Source organism: Undibacterium sp. Tian12W (assembly GCF_049339405.1).
Lineage (GTDB): Bacteria > Pseudomonadota > Gammaproteobacteria > Burkholderiales > Burkholderiaceae_D > Undibacterium.
In genome coordinates this window covers 14,667-31,564 of sequence record NZ_JBMPPK010000016.1, presented here as the reverse complement: position 1 = coordinate 31,564, position 16,898 = coordinate 14,667, and the positions used below count along the sequence as shown (strand labels likewise).

The 16,898-nt window shown below is 50.0% G+C and carries 15 protein-coding genes; 5 read left to right on the top strand and 10 right to left on the bottom strand.

Annotated features, from left to right (window positions below; all coding sequences use genetic code 11):
- Position 1: 1 nt before the first annotated feature.
- Positions 2-748: a c-type cytochrome gene (locus ACO0LI_RS20010; protein ID WP_423034793.1), complete on the bottom strand. Its 747-nt coding sequence runs from the start codon at positions 746-748 to the stop codon at positions 2-4.
- 457 nt (positions 749-1,205) lie between these two features.
- Between ACO0LI_RS20010 and rpoD the strand changes: the two genes are divergently transcribed.
- A complete protein-coding gene (rpoD, locus tag ACO0LI_RS20005) occupies positions 1,206-4,001 on the top strand; it encodes an RNA polymerase sigma factor RpoD (protein ID WP_423034791.1) in 2,796 nt (931 codons plus the stop codon).
- A gap of 63 nt (positions 4,002-4,064) precedes the next feature.
- Here rpoD and ACO0LI_RS20000 read toward each other — a convergent pair whose 3' ends face one another.
- Together ACO0LI_RS20000 and pnuC are read right to left on the bottom strand one after the other, a co-directional pair.
- Entirely contained in the window at positions 4,065-4,589 is a 525-nt protein-coding gene (locus ACO0LI_RS20000; RefSeq protein WP_423034789.1) for an AAA family ATPase, read from the bottom strand.
- Positions 4,577-5,167 (bottom strand): nicotinamide riboside transporter PnuC, encoded by a 591-nt coding sequence (pnuC, locus tag ACO0LI_RS19995; RefSeq protein WP_423034787.1) that lies wholly within the window; start codon positions 5,165-5,167, stop codon positions 4,577-4,579. The genes ACO0LI_RS20000 and pnuC overlap by 13 nt, the downstream gene beginning before the upstream one ends.
- 181 nt (positions 5,168-5,348) lie before the next feature.
- Here pnuC and ACO0LI_RS19990 point away from each other — a divergent pair, with 181 nt between their 5' ends.
- Positions 5,349-5,846, top strand: a complete 498-nt coding sequence (locus tag ACO0LI_RS19990) for a pilin (protein WP_423034785.1) — start codon at positions 5,349-5,351, stop codon at positions 5,844-5,846.
- A 96-nt stretch (positions 5,847-5,942) separates the two neighbouring features.
- Here ACO0LI_RS19990 and ACO0LI_RS19985 read toward each other — a convergent pair whose 3' ends face one another.
- The gene (locus ACO0LI_RS19985) at positions 5,943-8,177 is read right to left on the bottom strand and encodes a TonB-dependent receptor plug domain-containing protein (protein WP_423034783.1); all 2,235 of its coding nucleotides are present in this window, start codon (positions 8,175-8,177) and stop codon (positions 5,943-5,945) included.
- Positions 8,178-8,471: 294 nt separating this feature from the next.
- Between ACO0LI_RS19985 and ACO0LI_RS19980 the strand changes: the two genes are divergently transcribed.
- Positions 8,472-8,669: a hypothetical protein gene (locus ACO0LI_RS19980; RefSeq protein ID WP_423034781.1), complete on the top strand. Its 198-nt coding sequence runs from the start codon at positions 8,472-8,474 to the stop codon at positions 8,667-8,669.
- Positions 8,670-8,705: 36 nt separating this feature from the next.
- Here ACO0LI_RS19980 and ACO0LI_RS19975 read toward each other — a convergent pair whose 3' ends face one another.
- The 5 genes from ACO0LI_RS19975 to ACO0LI_RS19955 all read right to left on the bottom strand — a co-directional run bounded on the left by ACO0LI_RS19975 (position 8,706) and on the right by ACO0LI_RS19955 (position 13,756).
- Positions 8,706-9,461, bottom strand: a complete 756-nt coding sequence (locus tag ACO0LI_RS19975) for a hypothetical protein (protein WP_423034779.1) — start codon at positions 9,459-9,461, stop codon at positions 8,706-8,708.
- A 23-nt stretch (positions 9,462-9,484) separates the two neighbouring features.
- A complete protein-coding gene (locus ACO0LI_RS19970) occupies positions 9,485-10,324 on the bottom strand; it encodes a MipA/OmpV family protein (protein ID WP_423034777.1) in 840 nt (279 codons plus the stop codon).
- 148 nt (positions 10,325-10,472) lie between these two features.
- Positions 10,473-11,600 (bottom strand): glycosyltransferase family 4 protein, encoded by a 1,128-nt coding sequence (locus ACO0LI_RS19965; protein WP_423034775.1) that lies wholly within the window; start codon positions 11,598-11,600, stop codon positions 10,473-10,475.
- 107 nt (positions 11,601-11,707) lie between these two features.
- A complete protein-coding gene (locus tag ACO0LI_RS19960; protein WP_423034773.1) occupies positions 11,708-13,066 on the bottom strand; it encodes an ATP-binding protein in 1,359 nt (452 codons plus the stop codon).
- Between the two features lie 3 nt (positions 13,067-13,069).
- On the bottom strand, positions 13,070-13,756 hold the full coding sequence (locus ACO0LI_RS19955) for a response regulator transcription factor (RefSeq protein ID WP_304941433.1): 687 nt from the start codon (positions 13,754-13,756) through the stop codon (positions 13,070-13,072).
- Between the two features lie 258 nt (positions 13,757-14,014).
- Here ACO0LI_RS19955 and ACO0LI_RS19950 point away from each other — a divergent pair, with 258 nt between their 5' ends.
- Complete coding sequence (locus tag ACO0LI_RS19950) at positions 14,015-14,731, top strand: hypothetical protein (RefSeq protein WP_423034771.1); 717 nt, start codon at positions 14,015-14,017, stop codon at positions 14,729-14,731.
- Positions 14,732-14,813: 82 nt separating this feature from the next.
- A complete protein-coding gene (locus tag ACO0LI_RS19945) occupies positions 14,814-15,503 on the top strand; it encodes a GNAT family N-acetyltransferase (protein ID WP_423034769.1) in 690 nt (229 codons plus the stop codon).
- Between the two features lie 16 nt (positions 15,504-15,519).
- On the opposite strand, the gene ACO0LI_RS19940 is transcribed toward ACO0LI_RS19945, so the two are convergent.
- Positions 15,520-16,464: an exopolyphosphatase gene (locus tag ACO0LI_RS19940; RefSeq protein ID WP_423034767.1), complete on the bottom strand. Its 945-nt coding sequence runs from the start codon at positions 16,462-16,464 to the stop codon at positions 15,520-15,522.
- Positions 16,465-16,898: the final 434 nt, after the last annotated feature.

Genomic DNA, 16,898 nt, shown 5'->3' with positions numbered 1-16,898 from the left:
TTTATGGAGATGATTGAGTCAAGCTGCCGCATTTCATCGGCAATAGTCCGTATTCTGTCGATTTCAATATGGGAGCAAGACTATCGCCAGGCACAGTCTGTGCTGCCAGCCAGCTTGATACCGCTGCAATATCCTCAGGCTTGAGTTTGCTGGCCACTTGTTGCATGCAGTCCGGCGCATGTGCTTTGCGACTACCGGTTTGCCATGCGCCCAATTGTGCAATCAGGTAATCACGCGGCAAGCCAACCAGGCCGGGTATGAAAGGTGCCAGACCTGTCATGCTCTTGCCATGACAAGAGACACAGGCCGGTAAATTGCGGGCTTTGTCACCCAGCATCACAAGCTGCCTGCCCTGTTCCAGCAGAACAGCATTTGCATCAGTGGCCTGTGGTGCGGCATAAGGCGGATGCTGGCTGGCAAAATAGTCTGCGATTTCTTTGAGGTAAGCGTCAGACATATGGGCCACCATATAGCGCATGGCGGGATAAGCACGCTTGCCTTCCCTGAAATTCAATAACTGGTTATACAAATAACCCGCCGGCTTGCCAGCGATACGCGGATAAAAGCCGTCAGTAGCTGCCCTGCCCTCAGCACCATGACAGGAAGTACAGGCTTTCAGCCTCTGCTCGAGAGTGTCAGGCACCATCAAAGTAGATTGGGCAGGCTGAACGGCTTGCGCCGCAGCGCTCAGTGGCAAGCCCAGCCACATGCAAAACAGGCTGGCTTTCAGGCGAAAAGTAAAGTGCATGGCGATAAAAACAAATAATGACACAAAGACGCTAGCTTAACAGTTTGTCCAACTTCTTTAAGAGCAAGCGCAAGAACATATGATCTACATCAAACATTGCCAAGCTATTCACTACTTGAAACCTCAAGCAAAAGTGCTGTAACAAGGGGCAAAGCCTGTAGATATCAGGCCCTTGGCCACTTGCCTGCTTACCGGCGCGGGCGAGGGATAAATTTTTCTGCAAAAGAAAGCAAAGTCTTGCTTGTCAAGAATGCCTAAGCCGAGGATAATTCTGCCCTTTCGTCTCTTTTGAGGCCCAGATTCAGCAAGATGACCTGGCCCGCTTTTACCAGCGGGCTTTTTTATCCGCGCCACGCCTGCCGTTGATCCTGTAGATGATGATCGCCAGCAGCTTTTTCGCCCTTGCTATTGCCTAACACCATTGACAAGCATTTGTTGTCGTATTCGAATTTGTTACATGAAAAACAGCTTAACTGACTCAAACACTTCTCCTACAACAAAAACAGGCTCAACGCTGACATTAGGTAAAAAACCGCAACTGCAACTGAACCGCCCCGCGCTCAGCGTAGCGCGCACGGCCACGGTGCAAACTGTACAGGTGGTAGTACCGGTGTCGAATCCAGAAGATTCGATAGAAGAAACACCGACACTGGTCTCAACACCGGTGACAGTGATTACCAAACGTCGTTCCAGATTACAGGCTGCGGTGGCCGATGGCAGCGATGCGCCTGAAGAAGTAGCAAACGCATCTACAGAAATGGATGCAATGACGGTTGATAGCGACGACAGTGGCAGCACAGCCCTGCCGGTAGCATTAGCTGACACAAATACTGAAACTGCTGCCGATGCTACGGAAAGTATCCATAAAACCGATGCAGCAAAAGATGCAACAGATACAGAAGCCGCCAAGCCGCGCGTAGTTGTGATCCGCAAGAGCGGCCCCAAGCTGGCAAAAAAATTGCTGCTGGCTGACCAGCCTGCGGCTGCCGCGCCGGTTGTCATTAAACGCGAAGCACGCATAGGCTCAGGCAAACTGGCACCACCTGCACCGGTAGTCACGCTCAAGCCTGTGGCGAATGCCAGTTCTGCTACGTCATTTACGCCTGCGGCCTCCACACCCTCTGCAACAACTGTTAAGGCGGCTATTACAGCTGCAGTGGCAGCGTCTGTTGTCTCTGCACCCGCTGCACCCGCTACTGCCGTCACCAGCATCAAGGACATCGACACATCGGCCTATGTCTTGCCAGCGATGCGCGAGCCTGCCAAGCGTGGCCGCAAGTCTTCTGAATTTCATTTTGAGAATGATGAAATCCAGGCATTGAATGCAGCAGAATCAGCAGAGATGAAGCGCGCAGCACGTGTCAAGGCCAAAAAGCCAACGCCTGCCAATGCAGCAAGCCAGGAAGCACAACTGGAACAATACCGCAAGCAACTGACCAAGCTGATCAACCTGGGCAAGGACCGTAGTTACCTGACCCACGCCGAGATCAATGATCACCTGCCTGACGACGTTGCCGACGCTGAAATGATACAAGGCGTTATCAGCACCCTCAATGACATGGGCATTGCCGTCTATGACGCCGCACCTGATGCTGCGATGATGCTGCTGACCGATAACGTCGCCAACAATGTCACTGAAGATGAGGCAGAAGCTGCGGCAGCCGCCGCACTGGCGACCGTTGATTCAGACTTTGGTCGTACCACTGACCCGGTACGCATGTATATGCGTGAAATGGGTGGCGTGGAATTGTTGACACGTTCGGGCGAAATCGAAATCGCCAAGCGCATAGAAGATGGCTTGAAAGACATGGTACAGGCGATTTCTGCCTGCCCTGGCACGATACAAGAGATGCTGGCGATTGCCGACAAAATCTCCAAAGATGAAATCCGTGTGGATGACATCATCGATGGCCTGCTGGACCCTGATGCATCTGACGCACCTGCCATAGAACTCAGCGACAATGATGATCTTGATGATCTGGATGACGACGATGATGCAGTAGCAGAAAATGCGAGCGGCATCAGTGACGAGCAATTGCAGCATATGAAAAATGTGGTCTTGCAAAAGTTCGCGATTGTTGGCATGCGCTTTGAGCAAATGCAGGTGGCCCGCGCTGCCGATGGTTATAAATCTCCGGCTTATCAGCAGGCACAGCTTGCCATCACACGTGAGCTGCAAGGCATGCGTTTCAGCGTCAAGACCGCAGAAAAACTGTGCGACTCTCTGCGCAAGCAAATGAAGACGCTGCGCCAGACTGAAAAGCAGATGCTGGAATTGATGGTCAATAAATGCGGCATGCCACGTACTTATTTTGTTGAGCATTTCCGCCAGAATGCGACTAATCCAGAATGGCTGAACAAAGAAATGAATGGCACATCCAGCTATGCCGCCATCCTGGGCCGCAATATTCATGCTGCCCGTGAATTGCAACAAAAGCTGATCGACCTGGAACACAATGTCAGCCTGCCTTTGTTTGACCTGCGTGAAATCAACAAGCAGATGGTAGCTGGTGAAAAACGTTCCAGCGAAGCCAAGGCAGCGATGACCGAGGCCAACTTGCGCCTGGTCATTTCCATCGCCAAGAAATATGTGAACCGTGGCCTGCAATTCCTGGACCTGATCCAGGAAGGCAATATCGGTTTGCTTAAGGCTGTGGATAAATTTGAATACCGTCGCGGCTACAAATTCTCTACCTATGCGACATGGTGGATCAGGCAGGCGATTGCCCGTGCGATTGCGGATCAGGCACGCACTATCCGTGTACCTGTGCACATGATAGAAACCATCAACAAGATGAACCGCGTACGTCGCCAGCTCTTGCAAACCACTGGCCTGGAGCCAGAGCCGGTAGCGATTGCTGAAAAAATGGGCCTGCCAGAAGGCAAGGTTAGGGAAATCCTGAAGATCGCCAAAGAACCAGTCTCGCTTGACGTACCTATTGGTGATGATGGCGATTCACAACTCGGTGACTTCATTGAAGACAGCATGACCTTGTCGCCGATGGCAGCAGCGATGCAGGCGTCAGTCCAAGAGAAGCTGAAAGAGGCACTGGATTCTTTAAGCCCACGTGAAGCCAAAGTCTTGCGCATGCGTTTTGGCCTGGAAACCAGTACCGAATTCACGCTGGAAGAAGTAGGTAAACAATTTGAAGTAACGCGCGAACGTATACGCCAGATTGAATCCAAGGCCATGAAAAAACTGCGCCACCCTGCCCGCGCTGATCACTTGAAGAGCCTGATGGAAAGTAATTAAGCCATCATCGCAACAAATCGAAAAAGCACTGCTTCCACAAGGTTGCAGTGCTTTTTTTATGGATTAGCTCAACAGGAAAGATAAAGCGAACTGCACTTGTTCGAGTCTGGAATGGTTACTTCCCTCAACCAGCAAGAAAGGGATTTCCCTCTCATCCAGCACATCCAATACTTCCTGATGTACGCGGTCACGCACATAGGCAGATTCACGCTGCAAGCCATCTGGCTGCCAGGGAAAATCTGGTGCAGTGACTATGCAAAAATCATATTGATGCGATAGTTCCAGTTCAGCCAGTTCAGCATCCGGCTCGCCAAAATAATGGCGGCTATAAATAGCTGTCATGATGGGGCCAGTGTCGCAGAACAGCCATTGCTTAGCCTGCTTCAATAGCTCTGCTTCGCGTTGCACCTGTGTCCTGGCGATGAGGATTTGCTCTTCTGCCTTAGGAACACGCTGATTCTGCTCAACGAATTCACGCAAATACTCGGGCACCCACAAGGTCTGGTAATGCGCGGCCAAAGCCTCGGCCAGTATGGATTTACCTGAGGACTCGGCCCCCAATATGACGACACGGTTTACTGAGGACATGTTTTACTCCAGGCACGCAGGCCCATGATGGCCATGATAACGAAAATTGCATACAGCAGCGCCGTCAGCATCAGGCCCTTATAGACATACAGGCCAACATACAGCACATCGACGAAGATCCAGACATGCCAGTTTTCCAGTTTTTTACGGCTGAGCAAAATCTGCCCCAGCAAGCTGCCTGCAGTCAAAAAACCGTCTGCATAAGGTACATCAGTATCGGTATAAGTCTTGAGAAACCAGGCCAGCACAACAAAAGCCAGCAAAGTCGCGCCCAAAGAACGCCATCTGCCTTGCATATTCAAGCGCGTGACTTGCAAACGCTCATGACTATTATCGCCACGCAGCCAGTTGAACCAACCCCAGACCGATACCAGGATAAAGACAAACTGCAAACCCATGTCTCCGTACAATCTGGTGTTAAAAAACACGGCTGCATACATGCCAGAGGACAGGATGGAAAACAGCCAGGCCCAGTGTATCTGCCGTATATTCAGGGCGACCGTAATGACGGACAAGGCAAAAGAAAGCAGCTCCAGCAAGGTGGTGGTGAAGCCGAATATAGGGATAGGATCATTCATGATGCAAAAGATAATTGGTTTGCCCGCATTATCAACGATAGGGCTACTTGTGTCATAGCTTATTGCACCAACAGGCGTCGCCAGCTGCTGCAGAAGTACATTCTCTTGATATTTAGATTGTGATAAGCAAGGCTTATCCGCTATATTCCTAAAAACTCAACATTCAACAAAAATCAGCTTTATGAAAAAACACTCAGGATTCACCTTACTGGAAATGATGATAGTCATCGGCGTCATTGCCATTCTGGCCGCCATGGCTGTTCCATCCTATATGTTCAAGGTCGTCAGGGAGCAATTGGAAGTCGGCATACAGTTTGCCGATATCGCGAAAAAGCCGGTCGCCGCCACCTGGCAAACTGAAAAGAAGTTTCCGACAGACAATATTGCAGCTGGCCTGCCAGTCGCCGATAAAATTGTCAGCAACCTCATCAGCTCAGTGGAGGTGCAAGACGGCGTGGTCAATATCACTTTTGGCAATAATGCCCACGGTGTACTAAAAGGCAAGGTACTGAGCCTGCGCCCGGCAGTGGTTGAAGATGCGCCCATCGTGCCAGTGGCATGGGTATGCGCCACAGGTACACCGCCAGAAAAAATGACGGTCAAAGGCATAGACAAGACCACAGTACCGCCAGCCAACCTGCCTTCATATTGCAGACCAAAGCAAGAGAGCAAGAAATAAGCAGTGTTGGCTGCTTGGCTTAAATACCAAGCCTCTGCATATAGACAAAGGGCACTTCATTACTGAAGTGCCCTTCTTGTTTTAATGCTGATGATGTCAGAACTTGTGTTCGAACATGACGCGGGCAGTCACGGTGGTAGGGGTAACATTGGTTTGTATTAAACCGTTATTGCCTGTAAAGCTGCCAATATTGATGTTGTCCTGATGCAGAAGATTACCCAGCGATACGCGCAGATTTGTCTTGGGATCAAACTTCCACAATGCATACACATCAAGTACGCGCTTGGGTACCGAATACGAACTCTGAGTATCAGAAATTTTCACCGGTCCACCGTCCTGGAAGCTGGCATTGCCACCTAAGGTTAAAGGTATCTTGTCCAGCTTGTAATCTATACCCAGATTAGCGCTGATAGGTGTTTGTGAATCCAACCGGTTGTTCGGCCCAGTCACACTACTGAGAGTGGACCAGTTGAAAGAGACATTCGCCCTGAAATCGATAGCCGGTGCACCTTCAACCATCGCACGCAAAGGGAATTTAGCCTCCAGCTCTATGCCCTTGGTCGTTGCCTGTCCATCATTGACAGGCATACTGACCCACCTGCCACTAACATCCTGAGACAAATCAGTGCGTGTAATATCATTGATCCTGCGGAAAAATACGCTGGCACTGAGCATGCCACCGCCAGGCAGATAATGTTCATAAGCCATATCGAGACCCCAGGCCAGTTCTGGCTTGAGATTAGGATTTCCCTGAGAATCTGGGCTGCCTTGAGTATTTTCGTTGGAGATAAAACGGCGCGGTATCAGGCGACCGGTGTCGGGTGCCTTGTAAGTGCGGGTGATACCCAGCCTGATCTGGTCATTCTTGCTGTCTGGCAGCTTGTACAAGGTTTGCAGTATCGGGCTCCAGACGCTGAATCTGTTATGTATGCTGTAAGGCGTATTATTCTTGTCCGTGTTATTAGCCTTGAAGTCACCACTACTGCGGGTGTCAATACCTTCCCAGCGCAAACCTCCATACACGGACCATTGCTTGGTGACATTCCATTCATCCTGAGCGAATACCGCCATGCGGGTCACATCGGCATTGAAGTTTTCGTCAAGATTGATCAACGGCAAAGTGTTACTGATATCAACTTGCGAACGTGTTTCACCACGCTTGCTATACGCGCCATCCCAGCCAAATACAAACGAGTGATCCTGAACAAATGGCGCACTGTATTTGCCGCTCATGGTCAAGCCCTTGTCAGTCGCTCCAGAAATGCTCTTGCGATCAAGTATTTGCGCGTTATCTTTGTTATAACCTGCAAACCCGACATCTGAACTGCGCTTGTTATAGTTCACACCCAGCTTGACATCCAGCTTGGCACTATCCGCCAACTTGTGTATCCAGTTCAGATTAGTGCGCAACATGGCAAAATCAGAGTGTATTTTTTGGAAATCACTCGCATACAATGGCAATACATCTTTTTCTTCGAGTGGTTTTGGCAAGATGCCAATAACAGTCGCTGCCCTCGCATCGCTGGAGTACCCATCAAAACGGTTCGCATTGACAAAGCTTTGCGTTGTCAACGTATCACCATTTTCAAAATTCCAATTTACCCTGGGTGAAAATCCCACGTTATTGAAAGTGCCCCAGCCCAGGTTGTAAGTATGTGTTTTTACATATGGATTGCCATTTGCATCTATACGAACCTCGTCCGAATACGAAGGGCGCTCATACTTCCCATGATTCAGATTACCGGAGATGGAATAAGACATGCGGCCAGCCTTGTCGGAGACTTGGTAATTGATGTTCTCACCAAACTTGCCGCCATCTTCAAACAAACCCAGCTTGAGTTCTTTTTGTGCTGTCTGCACAGACTTTTTCAAGACGATATTGATTGAACCCGCAATTGATGCGGTGCTGAGGTCGGCTGTCGCTGCGCGTATGACTTCTATGCGCTCTATCAGGTCAGGGGAGAGAGAATCCAGCGAAAAGCCAGGTGGGCTGGGTTCGCCATTGAGCATGATCTGGGTATAACCTGCGCCGAGGCCACGCATGCGGATATCGCCACCACGGCCCTGAACACCGCCGACAGTCACGCCTGGCAGGCGCTTAAGTACTTCGCTGACATTAGTATCGCCATAGCGCAGGATCTCTTCCTGAGTGACAACGATCTTGGTGGCAGTATCCTGACGACGTTCGTCATAGACGCGGTTACCCTGCACTTCTACTTTTTGTATCTTGGGTTCAAGGGCCTTGGAATCTGCTTTTTCAGCAGTTTCGGCTTTGGCAGGCGTCACCGGCGCATTAGTTTGCGCATAGGAAGACTGGCTGAAGGCGGCCATGATGGCCAGGGACAAAATAGTTGGGCGTAGGGCTAAACTGTGGGTTTGCATATAGATGTTATTGTGGCAATAGTCGTTAGAGAACAAACCTAAGACCATACCACACGGCGTCAAGTTCCGCGACGCAACAAATGTTTGCTCAAGTTATTGCTCATTAAAGTTTTTAAATAAGCAATACTCTTATCAATTCTTACAAATTATTTTTTGAAACATCAGCAACAGAGTCTTACACTTGAATTGTCAACGCAAACGCCCTGTCAAGCATTACAACTGGAGTACTAACAGGAGTACATCATGCGAAGAAACATTATTGGACTGGCTATCATACTTACAGGCGCGCTGGGTTTGTCTGGCTGTGTAGTAGCACCGGCACAACCCTATGGGTATGGATATGGTTATGGGCCACGGGTCTATGTCAGCCCTCCGCCCGTTGTGATACAAAGTGGCCCTTACTGGGGTGGCGGTGGCGGCAGGCACTGGCGTCGCTGGTAGGACGCAAGCTCTATTAATGAATTAATTAGTATTAATTCATTCAAAGACTGGTGCAATTGCCACAGGTGGCTGTTGCGCCAGTAACTGCCCTTTTTCTGGCGCGTCGGCAAAGCGTAAGGTCACGGTTTTATAGGCCTTGTTGTTTTCGTCAGGGAAGGCACTATTCTCTTGCCATGTCATTGCATGCACAGACATGTCCGCACCCCTGAGCCTGATACTTGCCTGAGCGGTATTCTTCAAGTAAGAAAATCTCACGCCGACACAGGATTTGCTCGCGGTTTTGGCATCACCCATATTTTTCAGATAAGTCAATGCCTGCTCGCACGCGAGACGCAATTCGGCAACTTCATAAATACCATCAGCCCTGGCAATAATTGATATCCGGCTTTGAAAACTGACCTGCCCGGAAGCCTGGTTCAATACCAGCTCGGCATTTTCATCATAGGCAGACTTCAACAAGGGAAAACTGGCGCGGCCAACTGCATCCAGTGGCAGACTCAAGCGCATGTTTTTACTGACGAGATGCAATTGCAAGGTATCTGGCAAAGGATTGCCATTTTTTGCGCTGACCTGGAAGTGGCTTTGGATCAGGTTCTTGGGTTTGCCATACTTCTCAAACTGTATCATCAGGCGGTAAGCGCTGCGATAGCTGATCCATTCAGTCTCGCCCTGGCTTTCTGCTACCTGTGCAGCCACAGGCTTCGTAACAGGTGTTGCGCTATTGGTTTGCGCAAAAGCCTGTACTGAAGCTAACTGCATCAGGACAAAAATGGAGGCGTACTTATTGATCATGCTTTAGTAAAATTAAAATCGAATTAAAATCGATATGCAAGGCCAGAATACACGGTGACGTAATTCTTCTTGCCTAGCCACAAACTGTCACTGTCGATATCAAACTGATGTACTCCGGTCACATGCGAAGTGATTATCCAGGATGAACTCAACTCCCAGTTCCAGTTCGCACCCAGATAAAAATTCCTGACATTGGCATTGGTGTGCACGATGTCCTTGCCTGATTTTGCGATCAATATCTGGCCGCCCGTACCGACAAAATTGTTTCCATCGCCGTTGACAAAGACAGGGTAACCATCTGCAAAATTAGGGTCAAACCTTGAGTTGGCGCCATCAAAATAGCGCCTGCTCCAGGCCAGGCCAGAAGAGAAAGCCAGCCCATGATGGGATGCTATCTTGTAATAAGTGCGTGCTTCTACATTCAGGTAAGTAGTCTTCTTGCCTGCGCCGGTACCGAATAATAATTTGGACCCAAGACGCAAATTGCTCATAGGGCGGAAGTTAAAAAAACCACCAACTTGAAAACTGCCATCTACATCACCAAACCCGGCCAACTTGCGCGCAGCTGAGGCACTGCAACCTCTTTGATATGACAGCAAAGGACCATACTCATAGCCGCTGGAGCGACTCAAATGCATGCCGAGATTGGTGTTACGCAAGAACACACCATTACTCCATTGCATTTGTACATTAGGCATGATGCGCGTGGTCTGTTCACCACCTACCTCACAACTGGGCTCTGAAACTACCCCAAGGCCGACATACATATCCGAACTACCGTCTGGCAACATGCTAGCTGCCGGGGTCTGGGCACAAGCAAGATTGGCGATGCAAAAAAGGGAGGCAAATAGTATAGATTTCATGCTGATCAATTGTAGTCGTGTGTATACCCGGTTTATCGCCAATATCTTCAATATCATCAAAATAGCGAAGCGGCATTACGGGCATAAGGGCGGAAGAAATCCGCATCATAGACACCTCTTTCCAATTTCGCAACATCAACGCCCATGCTCAAGGTTCTCTCGTATTTCCTGATATGACATCCACATACAGACGCACATAGTTTCTTGCCATCATCTCAGAAGTGAATATGGTCTGGTAGCGCTTTTGCGCCAATTGCCCCATCTGCGCTGCCAGCGCCGGCTTGTCCCATAAATCCGTCATGGCGGCCCTTAAGGCCAGCGCATCTTCAGGTGGCACCACCACTCCGGTTTCACCTGCAATATTGACATAACTGGTGCCCGTTCCTATCTCGCTAGATATCATGGGCTTGGCATACATTGCCCCTTCCAGCAGCGAAATGCCAAAAGCTTCTGAACGCAAGTGGGAGGGAAACACCACCCCATAGCAGAGACTGAGCAAAGCGACTTTATCTTCTTCTGGCAAAGCACCCAGGAAATGCACATTGTCTAATTTCAAATCCCTGGCTTGCTGCTTCAACGCAGCTTCTTCAGGCCCGTTACCAACAATCAGCACAGGCATATCGGTATCGGCGACTGCCTCCAGCAGAATATGCAAGCCCTTGTAATAGCGCAGCATGCCTACGAACAGGAAGAAGCGGCCAGCAAAACGCTGCTGCCATTTGGCTATCAATTCTGGCGATGGCTGCGGATAGATATCCTTGTCCAGTCCATAAGTAATCACCTCAGTCTTGTCGCGGTAGCGGTTCAGCACCGGGCTACTGGACAGGTAATTGGGCGAAGTGGCAACGATCCTGTCCACATCATTCAAAAACCAGTGGCGCAAAGGCTGATACACTTTTTCCAGGAATTTTTGTCTCACAATATCTGAATGATAGGTCACGATAGTTGGCTTTCTGATTCCGCAAAACAGATGCATCAAATCCATAAAAGGCCAGGGGAAGTGATAGTGAATAATGTCCGCACTATTCGCCAGTTCCCTGAATCGAGAAAGTGCCCGCCAGGAAAACCCGGTGGATGCAATTTCAAAACTCTGTATTACCCTGTGTACTTTATGCCCTTCCAGCTCCAGTTCCAGATCGCCGTGTTTGCGTGTCAGCGTCAGCACCTCAGCATCCACACCGAGACGGGCTGTTCCCACCGCCAGTTGCCGTATTACTTGCTCTATTCCCCCAAACGTATCGGGGTGATAAGTGCGGTAAAAATGCAATACTTTCATGGCGGGCCTTGGTCAGGGCAAAACAGAACGCAAACAATTCTGCGACATTGAGTAATGATAGAGAGCGGCAAGGTGCAAGTCTTCCCCAACTTGTCTGGCAAATGTCATCAATTTGTAAGCCCGGAATTTGAAGGATTTACTGGTGCAAGATGCTGCAAAACAGGTAAGGAAATAACAAATCTGGCGCCACCATATTGCCCTTCTTGCACCACTATTTTTCCGCCATGAGCAGCGATGGCTTTTTTGGCAATGGCCAGCCCCAGGCCAAAACCACCAGTGTTACGGTCACGGCTGCGGTCCAGCCTGAAAAAGGCTTCAAAAATACGCTCCCTTTCCTCCACAGGTATGCCGGGGCCATCATCTTCAAGCATGATTTCAAGACTGCCATCTGCATTCCTGCTGGCATGCAGCCAGATACGTGCAGTGGCGTATTTGGCTGCATTACGCAAGAGATTGCTGATTGCCCGCTTCAGCAAACGCTGGTCACCACAGTAGGTGCCCAGATCGACAGAGAAATCTGTATCGACCGTATGAACGTTCAGCACATGCTGCAAGCTGGCGACGCAACTGGAAAGACTAGCAGCGATATCGAATTCACTCCTGTTCAGGCTGGCATCGTGGTCCAGTTTGCCCAGGTCCAGCAACTCACTGACCAGCGCATTGAGCTCACTGATATCGGCTTCCATGGCTTGCATACGTGGTTCAAGCTGGGGATTCTTGGCGGCGTTTCTCAATAGTTCCAGTGCAAATTCCAGCCTGGCGATGGGTGTGCGCAATTCATGCGAGACTGAATGCAAGAGATTTTTTTGCGCATCCAGCAGGCTCTCTATACGGGCCGCCATCTGGTTCATGCGCTGTGCCAGCGGATGTATGCTGTCGCGCTCTTTGGTCTGTGCCCTGACCTTCAAATGACCCGCACCAAATTCATCGGCCACTTTTTCCAGCGCCTGCAAACCCCGCCAGTGTGAGCTGGACCAGACCGCAATCGGGATCAGCAGGCAGAGTGCCACGATGATGTAGCGCAGCGCCTCGGTCTTGAGAACGGGCGCAACATCAATCGGTAAATTCTGCGCATGGATGACTTCTTCATCACTGCCGACGTAACGCTCACCCTTCAGATCAACGCGGCGGTAAAAGGATTTGCTGGCGACATCAATCACTACTTCACCGCGCATCAGTTGCGCCTGCCTTGCCTGGGGTAACTTTGCCAGTACCGGCTGCAGAGGAATCAAATCCATCTGAGTGTGGGCAATTTCCCTTATTTTATTGAGGCGTGTCAGCCATTCATTCTGGCCGGCCTGATCGACATACCCGGTCAATAATAAAATCTGTCCTGATGCCTGCTGCTGCGCGACTTCTTCCAGCGGATCACCAAAGAAAATGGTGATGGACACATAGATGGCTATCGTAGCGACGCTGATGGACAGCATCACCAAAGCAAAAAAACGCAGGAACAGGCGATTCATCTGCTAGTCCCAGGCAGACGGACTGAACAAATAGCCCTCTCCCCAGACTGTCTTGATCTTGTCGGCATGCGGGTCATCGAACTTGCGCCGCAGACGGGAGATTTTATTATCGATACTGCGGTCCAGGCCATCAAACTCTATGCCACGCATCTGTATCAGAATATCGTTGCGTGACAAAACCTTGCCTGCAGCCTCGGCCAGCACCAGCAACAATTTATATTCTGCGCTGTTAAGCGTGACAGTTTCGTCGCGCCAGAATACCGTGCGGTCACTGCGGCAGACACGAAAGGCACCAAAAACCAGGTCAGCGTTTTCATCTTCAGGCTCATCCTTGACGCGCCTCAACAAGGCGCGCAGGCGAGCCAGCAATATCCTTGGCTGCACAGGTTTGTTGACATAGTCGTCAGCCCCCTGCTCCAGGCCAGAGACTTCATCAAAGGCATCTTCACGCGCTGTCAAAATCAGGATAGGCACGGCACTGATGGCCCGCAACTGACGACAAACCACCATGCCATCCAGGCCAGGCAACATCAGGTCAAGCACCACAATATCTGGCGATGTTTGTTGAAAATGGCTAAGCGCAGCATCGCCACGGCTGACGATGTCTATCGTAAATTCGTATTCTCTGAGGTACTCGGCAACCAGCGCTGCCAGCTTGGCGTCATCTTCCACCAGCATTACACGAAACATATTCTTCTCTCCTTTTTGCATTGCCCTCATTTGCCGCATTTGCCGCATTTGCCGCTTTGTAAAGCGGGCAGCGCGCGATTCTACGCAAATTGCCCATGCTTGCGACGCCACTTACAATTTTCAGACAATTTCAAGCCAGTCAAGATTTACAAATTAAAGACAATTATCTGACATTTTCAAGAACGACTTTATCCCTGCCGCCCGTTATTCTCTGTCGCCATACCATCCCCAACAGGCAACTCTCTTTTAATCTTGATTATGAAAACATTCACGCATTTTTTCGCAGCGACTGTCGTCACTACCCTGCTGGCTGCCTGTGGCGGCACTACCAATTATATTCCCAAGCCAGTGCCAGTCCAGATCAATACCGATTTCAGCAGCGAGCCACCTGGCTGGGCCTTTGGCACCTCTGACTTCAGCAGCGAGACAAAACCAACCGACGTCGTCACCGAATACCGCACCCTGCCCCTGCCTTTTAGTGGTAAGGGACTGTATACCTTTGGCACCAACCGCAGTGATGACCTGTTTATCTACATCAAAAAGAAATACTCGGGCTTTGCCCCGAATACAGAATACGCCCTGAGCTTTCAGGCCACCATCGTAAGCAATGTGGCCACAGGCTGCTTTGGCGTAGGCGGCTCGCCAGGTGACAGCGTCTGGTTTTTTGGCGGCGCATCACCAACAGAGCCTTTGACAGTACAAAAGGGTGATGAGTTCGTCATGAACATAGACCGTGGCGGCCAGTCGGGCTCAGGCAAATTTGCCCAGGTGCTGGGTACCATAGGCAATGCCAGCACCGATTGTGGCAAAGCGCCGTATATGGAGAAAAAATTGAGCAACATGACACCCTTGAACGTCAAGACAGAAGCCGATGGCAGCCTGTGGATCTTGTTCGGCCTTGATTCCGGCTTTGAATCGACCAGCCATATCTATTACAAGAGCATCGTCGTGAATGCTACGCCAGTCGCAAAATAAACGGCAAACTTGCCGTTTGCCTGTACGCAGGGCAAACGGCACAGTAAAATCATCTCTCGTGAAAACCTCAGATGAATCAGCCATGTCACCAGCTTCACCATCGTCATCCACTCCGGCACCATCCGCATTGTCCGCATCGTCCGGTATCGCCGCCCAGATACAGGCATGCGCCCAACAGGCAGGCATTGCCCAGCGCCTTGCCGATCTCAGGCTGGGAGGCGGGCCCGCTTTTTTAAAACCGCAAAAAATCACCGGCCATAAACTGATCATGCGTAATGCCACCGTGGCAGACGCCAGCTACATCGTCGCCTTGCGTACGGATGAACAAAAGTCACGTTTTATCTCCAGCACCTCAGCCGATATCAAACCGCAAGAGCAATGGCTGGAAAAATATGCGCTCGATGACAGACAAATCTACTTCATCATACAAAACATGCAGGGTGAGAATAGAGGTACGGTGCGTCTGTATGATCAGCAGGCAGATTCATTTTGCTGGGGTTCCTGGATCATACAAGCAGGCGCTGCCAGCAGCAGCTCGATAGAATCTGCCCTGATGGTATATCACTATGGACTGGCGCTGGGTTTCCAGAGCGCGCATTTTGATGTAAGAAAAGGCAATGAGTCAGTCTGGAAATTCCATGAACGCTTTGGTGCAATCAAGACTGGCGAAAGTACTGAGGATTTTTATTACCGCATTGCGGCCAGCGATATCAGTAATTCCCTGAGCAGGTATGCCAAATTCCTGCCCACGGGAATACAGATAGCGTTCTGAAGCAAAAGTACTACTCTCAGCCATCCTGATTGATACGGCTCGTCAGAGTCGCCAATACCTGTTCAGCCTGTTCATTGGCGACCTGGCAGGTACCCGCATTTTCATGACCACCGCCACCAAATTCCAGCATCAATGGCCCTATATTGGTTTTGGAACTACGGTTCAGGATGGACTTGCCGGTGGCAAAAACGGTGTTTTGGTTTTTCAAACCCCAGAGCACATGGATGGAAATATTGGTCTCAGGGAACAAAGCATAGATCAGAAAGCGGTTACCCGCGAAGATGGTTTCTTCATTGCGCAAATCAAGCACCACCAGGTTTTTATGCACGGTTGCGCAACGCAGGATTTGCTCCTTGCATTTCTCTTCATGCTCGAAATACAGATCCACCCTTTCTTTCACATCCGGGTCTTGCATGATGTCGGCGATACTCTGGGTTTTGCACAGGTCTATGAGCTTCATCATCAGGTTATAGTTCGATATCCTGAAGTCACGAAAGCGCCCGAGGCCAGTACGGGCATCCATGAGAAAATTGAGCAAATCCCAGTCTTGTGGGTGCAAAACTTCCTGGCGATTGAATTGTGCCGAATCTCCCTTATCGACAGCTGCCATCATGCTGTCCCAGGATGCCGGGAATACCTTGAGGCCGCCATAATAGTCATACACAACCCTGGCTGCGGAAGGTGCCTCAGGTGCAATCACATGATTTTTCCTGTCACCACCATCTGCATTACGCAGGGTTTCTGACAAATGATGGTCGAAAGCCATGTGTATGCCTTCGACATAAGGCAGATTGGTACTGATGTCAGCATCACTGACAGTGATCTTGCCGTCCTGCATGTCTTTGGGATGCACAAACAGGATGTCATCAATCAGATCAAGATGCTTGAGCAAGACAGCACAAACCAGGCCATCAAAGTCGCTGCGCGTAATCAAACGAAATTTTTTGCTATCTGCAGACATGAATACTCCCCCATAAATGGTTTATAAGTGGTTTATTCCTGATTCAACAAGCACGGCAAGCACAACAAGCCGCTATCCTGAAGATTTGAAGACTACTACTCTACCCTCGCCATTGCTTAATGTAATCACTTTCACTGCACTTGTACATGAAATGAATACTGGCTTCTCTGCCGGGGAAATTCTTTCCACCTGCCTGCACGCATGCCATCCAGTACGGTAGCCTGATTGGCTTTGAGACGGTGTAACTGTGCAGTCAGGGCAGGAATAAGGTCGGCATTGTTTTTGTGCAGGTAATGTGTACCTGCATGCTATACATCTCATGCGAACGAAAATCAGATTCATGGAACTGGTTCGCAAGGATAGCGTCTCTGATCACCTCATAAGCGCTGCCCGCAAGACTGACCAGCTGACAAAACTCACGCCGACACCGATTG

Excerpts from the sequence above, each read along its gene's own strand:
- ACO0LI_RS20010 (WP_423034793.1), bottom strand. The coding sequence starts at position 748 with ATGCACTTTACTTTTCGCCTGAAAGCCAGCCTGTTTTGCATGTGGCTG.
- rpoD (WP_423034791.1), top strand. The coding sequence starts at position 1,206 with ATGAAAAACAGCTTAACTGACTCAAACACTTCTCCTACAACAAAAACA.
- ACO0LI_RS20000 (WP_423034789.1), bottom strand. The coding sequence starts at position 4,589 with ATGTCCTCAGTAAACCGTGTCGTCATATTGGGGGCCGAGTCCTCAGGT.
- pnuC (WP_423034787.1), bottom strand. The coding sequence starts at position 5,167 with ATGAATGATCCTATCCCTATATTCGGCTTCACCACCACCTTGCTGGAG.
- ACO0LI_RS19990 (WP_423034785.1), top strand. The coding sequence starts at position 5,349 with ATGAAAAAACACTCAGGATTCACCTTACTGGAAATGATGATAGTCATC.
- ACO0LI_RS19985 (WP_423034783.1), bottom strand. The coding sequence starts at position 8,177 with ATGGCCGCCTTCAGCCAGTCTTCCTATGCGCAAACTAATGCGCCGGTG.
- ACO0LI_RS19980 (WP_423034781.1), top strand. The coding sequence starts at position 8,472 with ATGCGAAGAAACATTATTGGACTGGCTATCATACTTACAGGCGCGCTG.
- ACO0LI_RS19975 (WP_423034779.1), bottom strand. The coding sequence starts at position 9,461 with ATGATCAATAAGTACGCCTCCATTTTTGTCCTGATGCAGTTAGCTTCA.
- ACO0LI_RS19970 (WP_423034777.1), bottom strand. The coding sequence starts at position 10,324 with ATGAAATCTATACTATTTGCCTCCCTTTTTTGCATCGCCAATCTTGCT.
- ACO0LI_RS19965 (WP_423034775.1), bottom strand. The coding sequence starts at position 11,600 with ATGAAAGTATTGCATTTTTACCGCACTTATCACCCCGATACGTTTGGG.
- ACO0LI_RS19960 (WP_423034773.1), bottom strand. The coding sequence starts at position 13,066 with ATGAATCGCCTGTTCCTGCGTTTTTTTGCTTTGGTGATGCTGTCCATC.
- ACO0LI_RS19955 (WP_304941433.1), bottom strand. The coding sequence starts at position 13,756 with ATGTTTCGTGTAATGCTGGTGGAAGATGACGCCAAGCTGGCAGCGCTG.
- ACO0LI_RS19950 (WP_423034771.1), top strand. The coding sequence starts at position 14,015 with ATGAAAACATTCACGCATTTTTTCGCAGCGACTGTCGTCACTACCCTG.
- ACO0LI_RS19945 (WP_423034769.1), top strand. The coding sequence starts at position 14,814 with ATGTCACCAGCTTCACCATCGTCATCCACTCCGGCACCATCCGCATTG.
- ACO0LI_RS19940 (WP_423034767.1), bottom strand. The coding sequence starts at position 16,464 with ATGTCTGCAGATAGCAAAAAATTTCGTTTGATTACGCGCAGCGACTTT.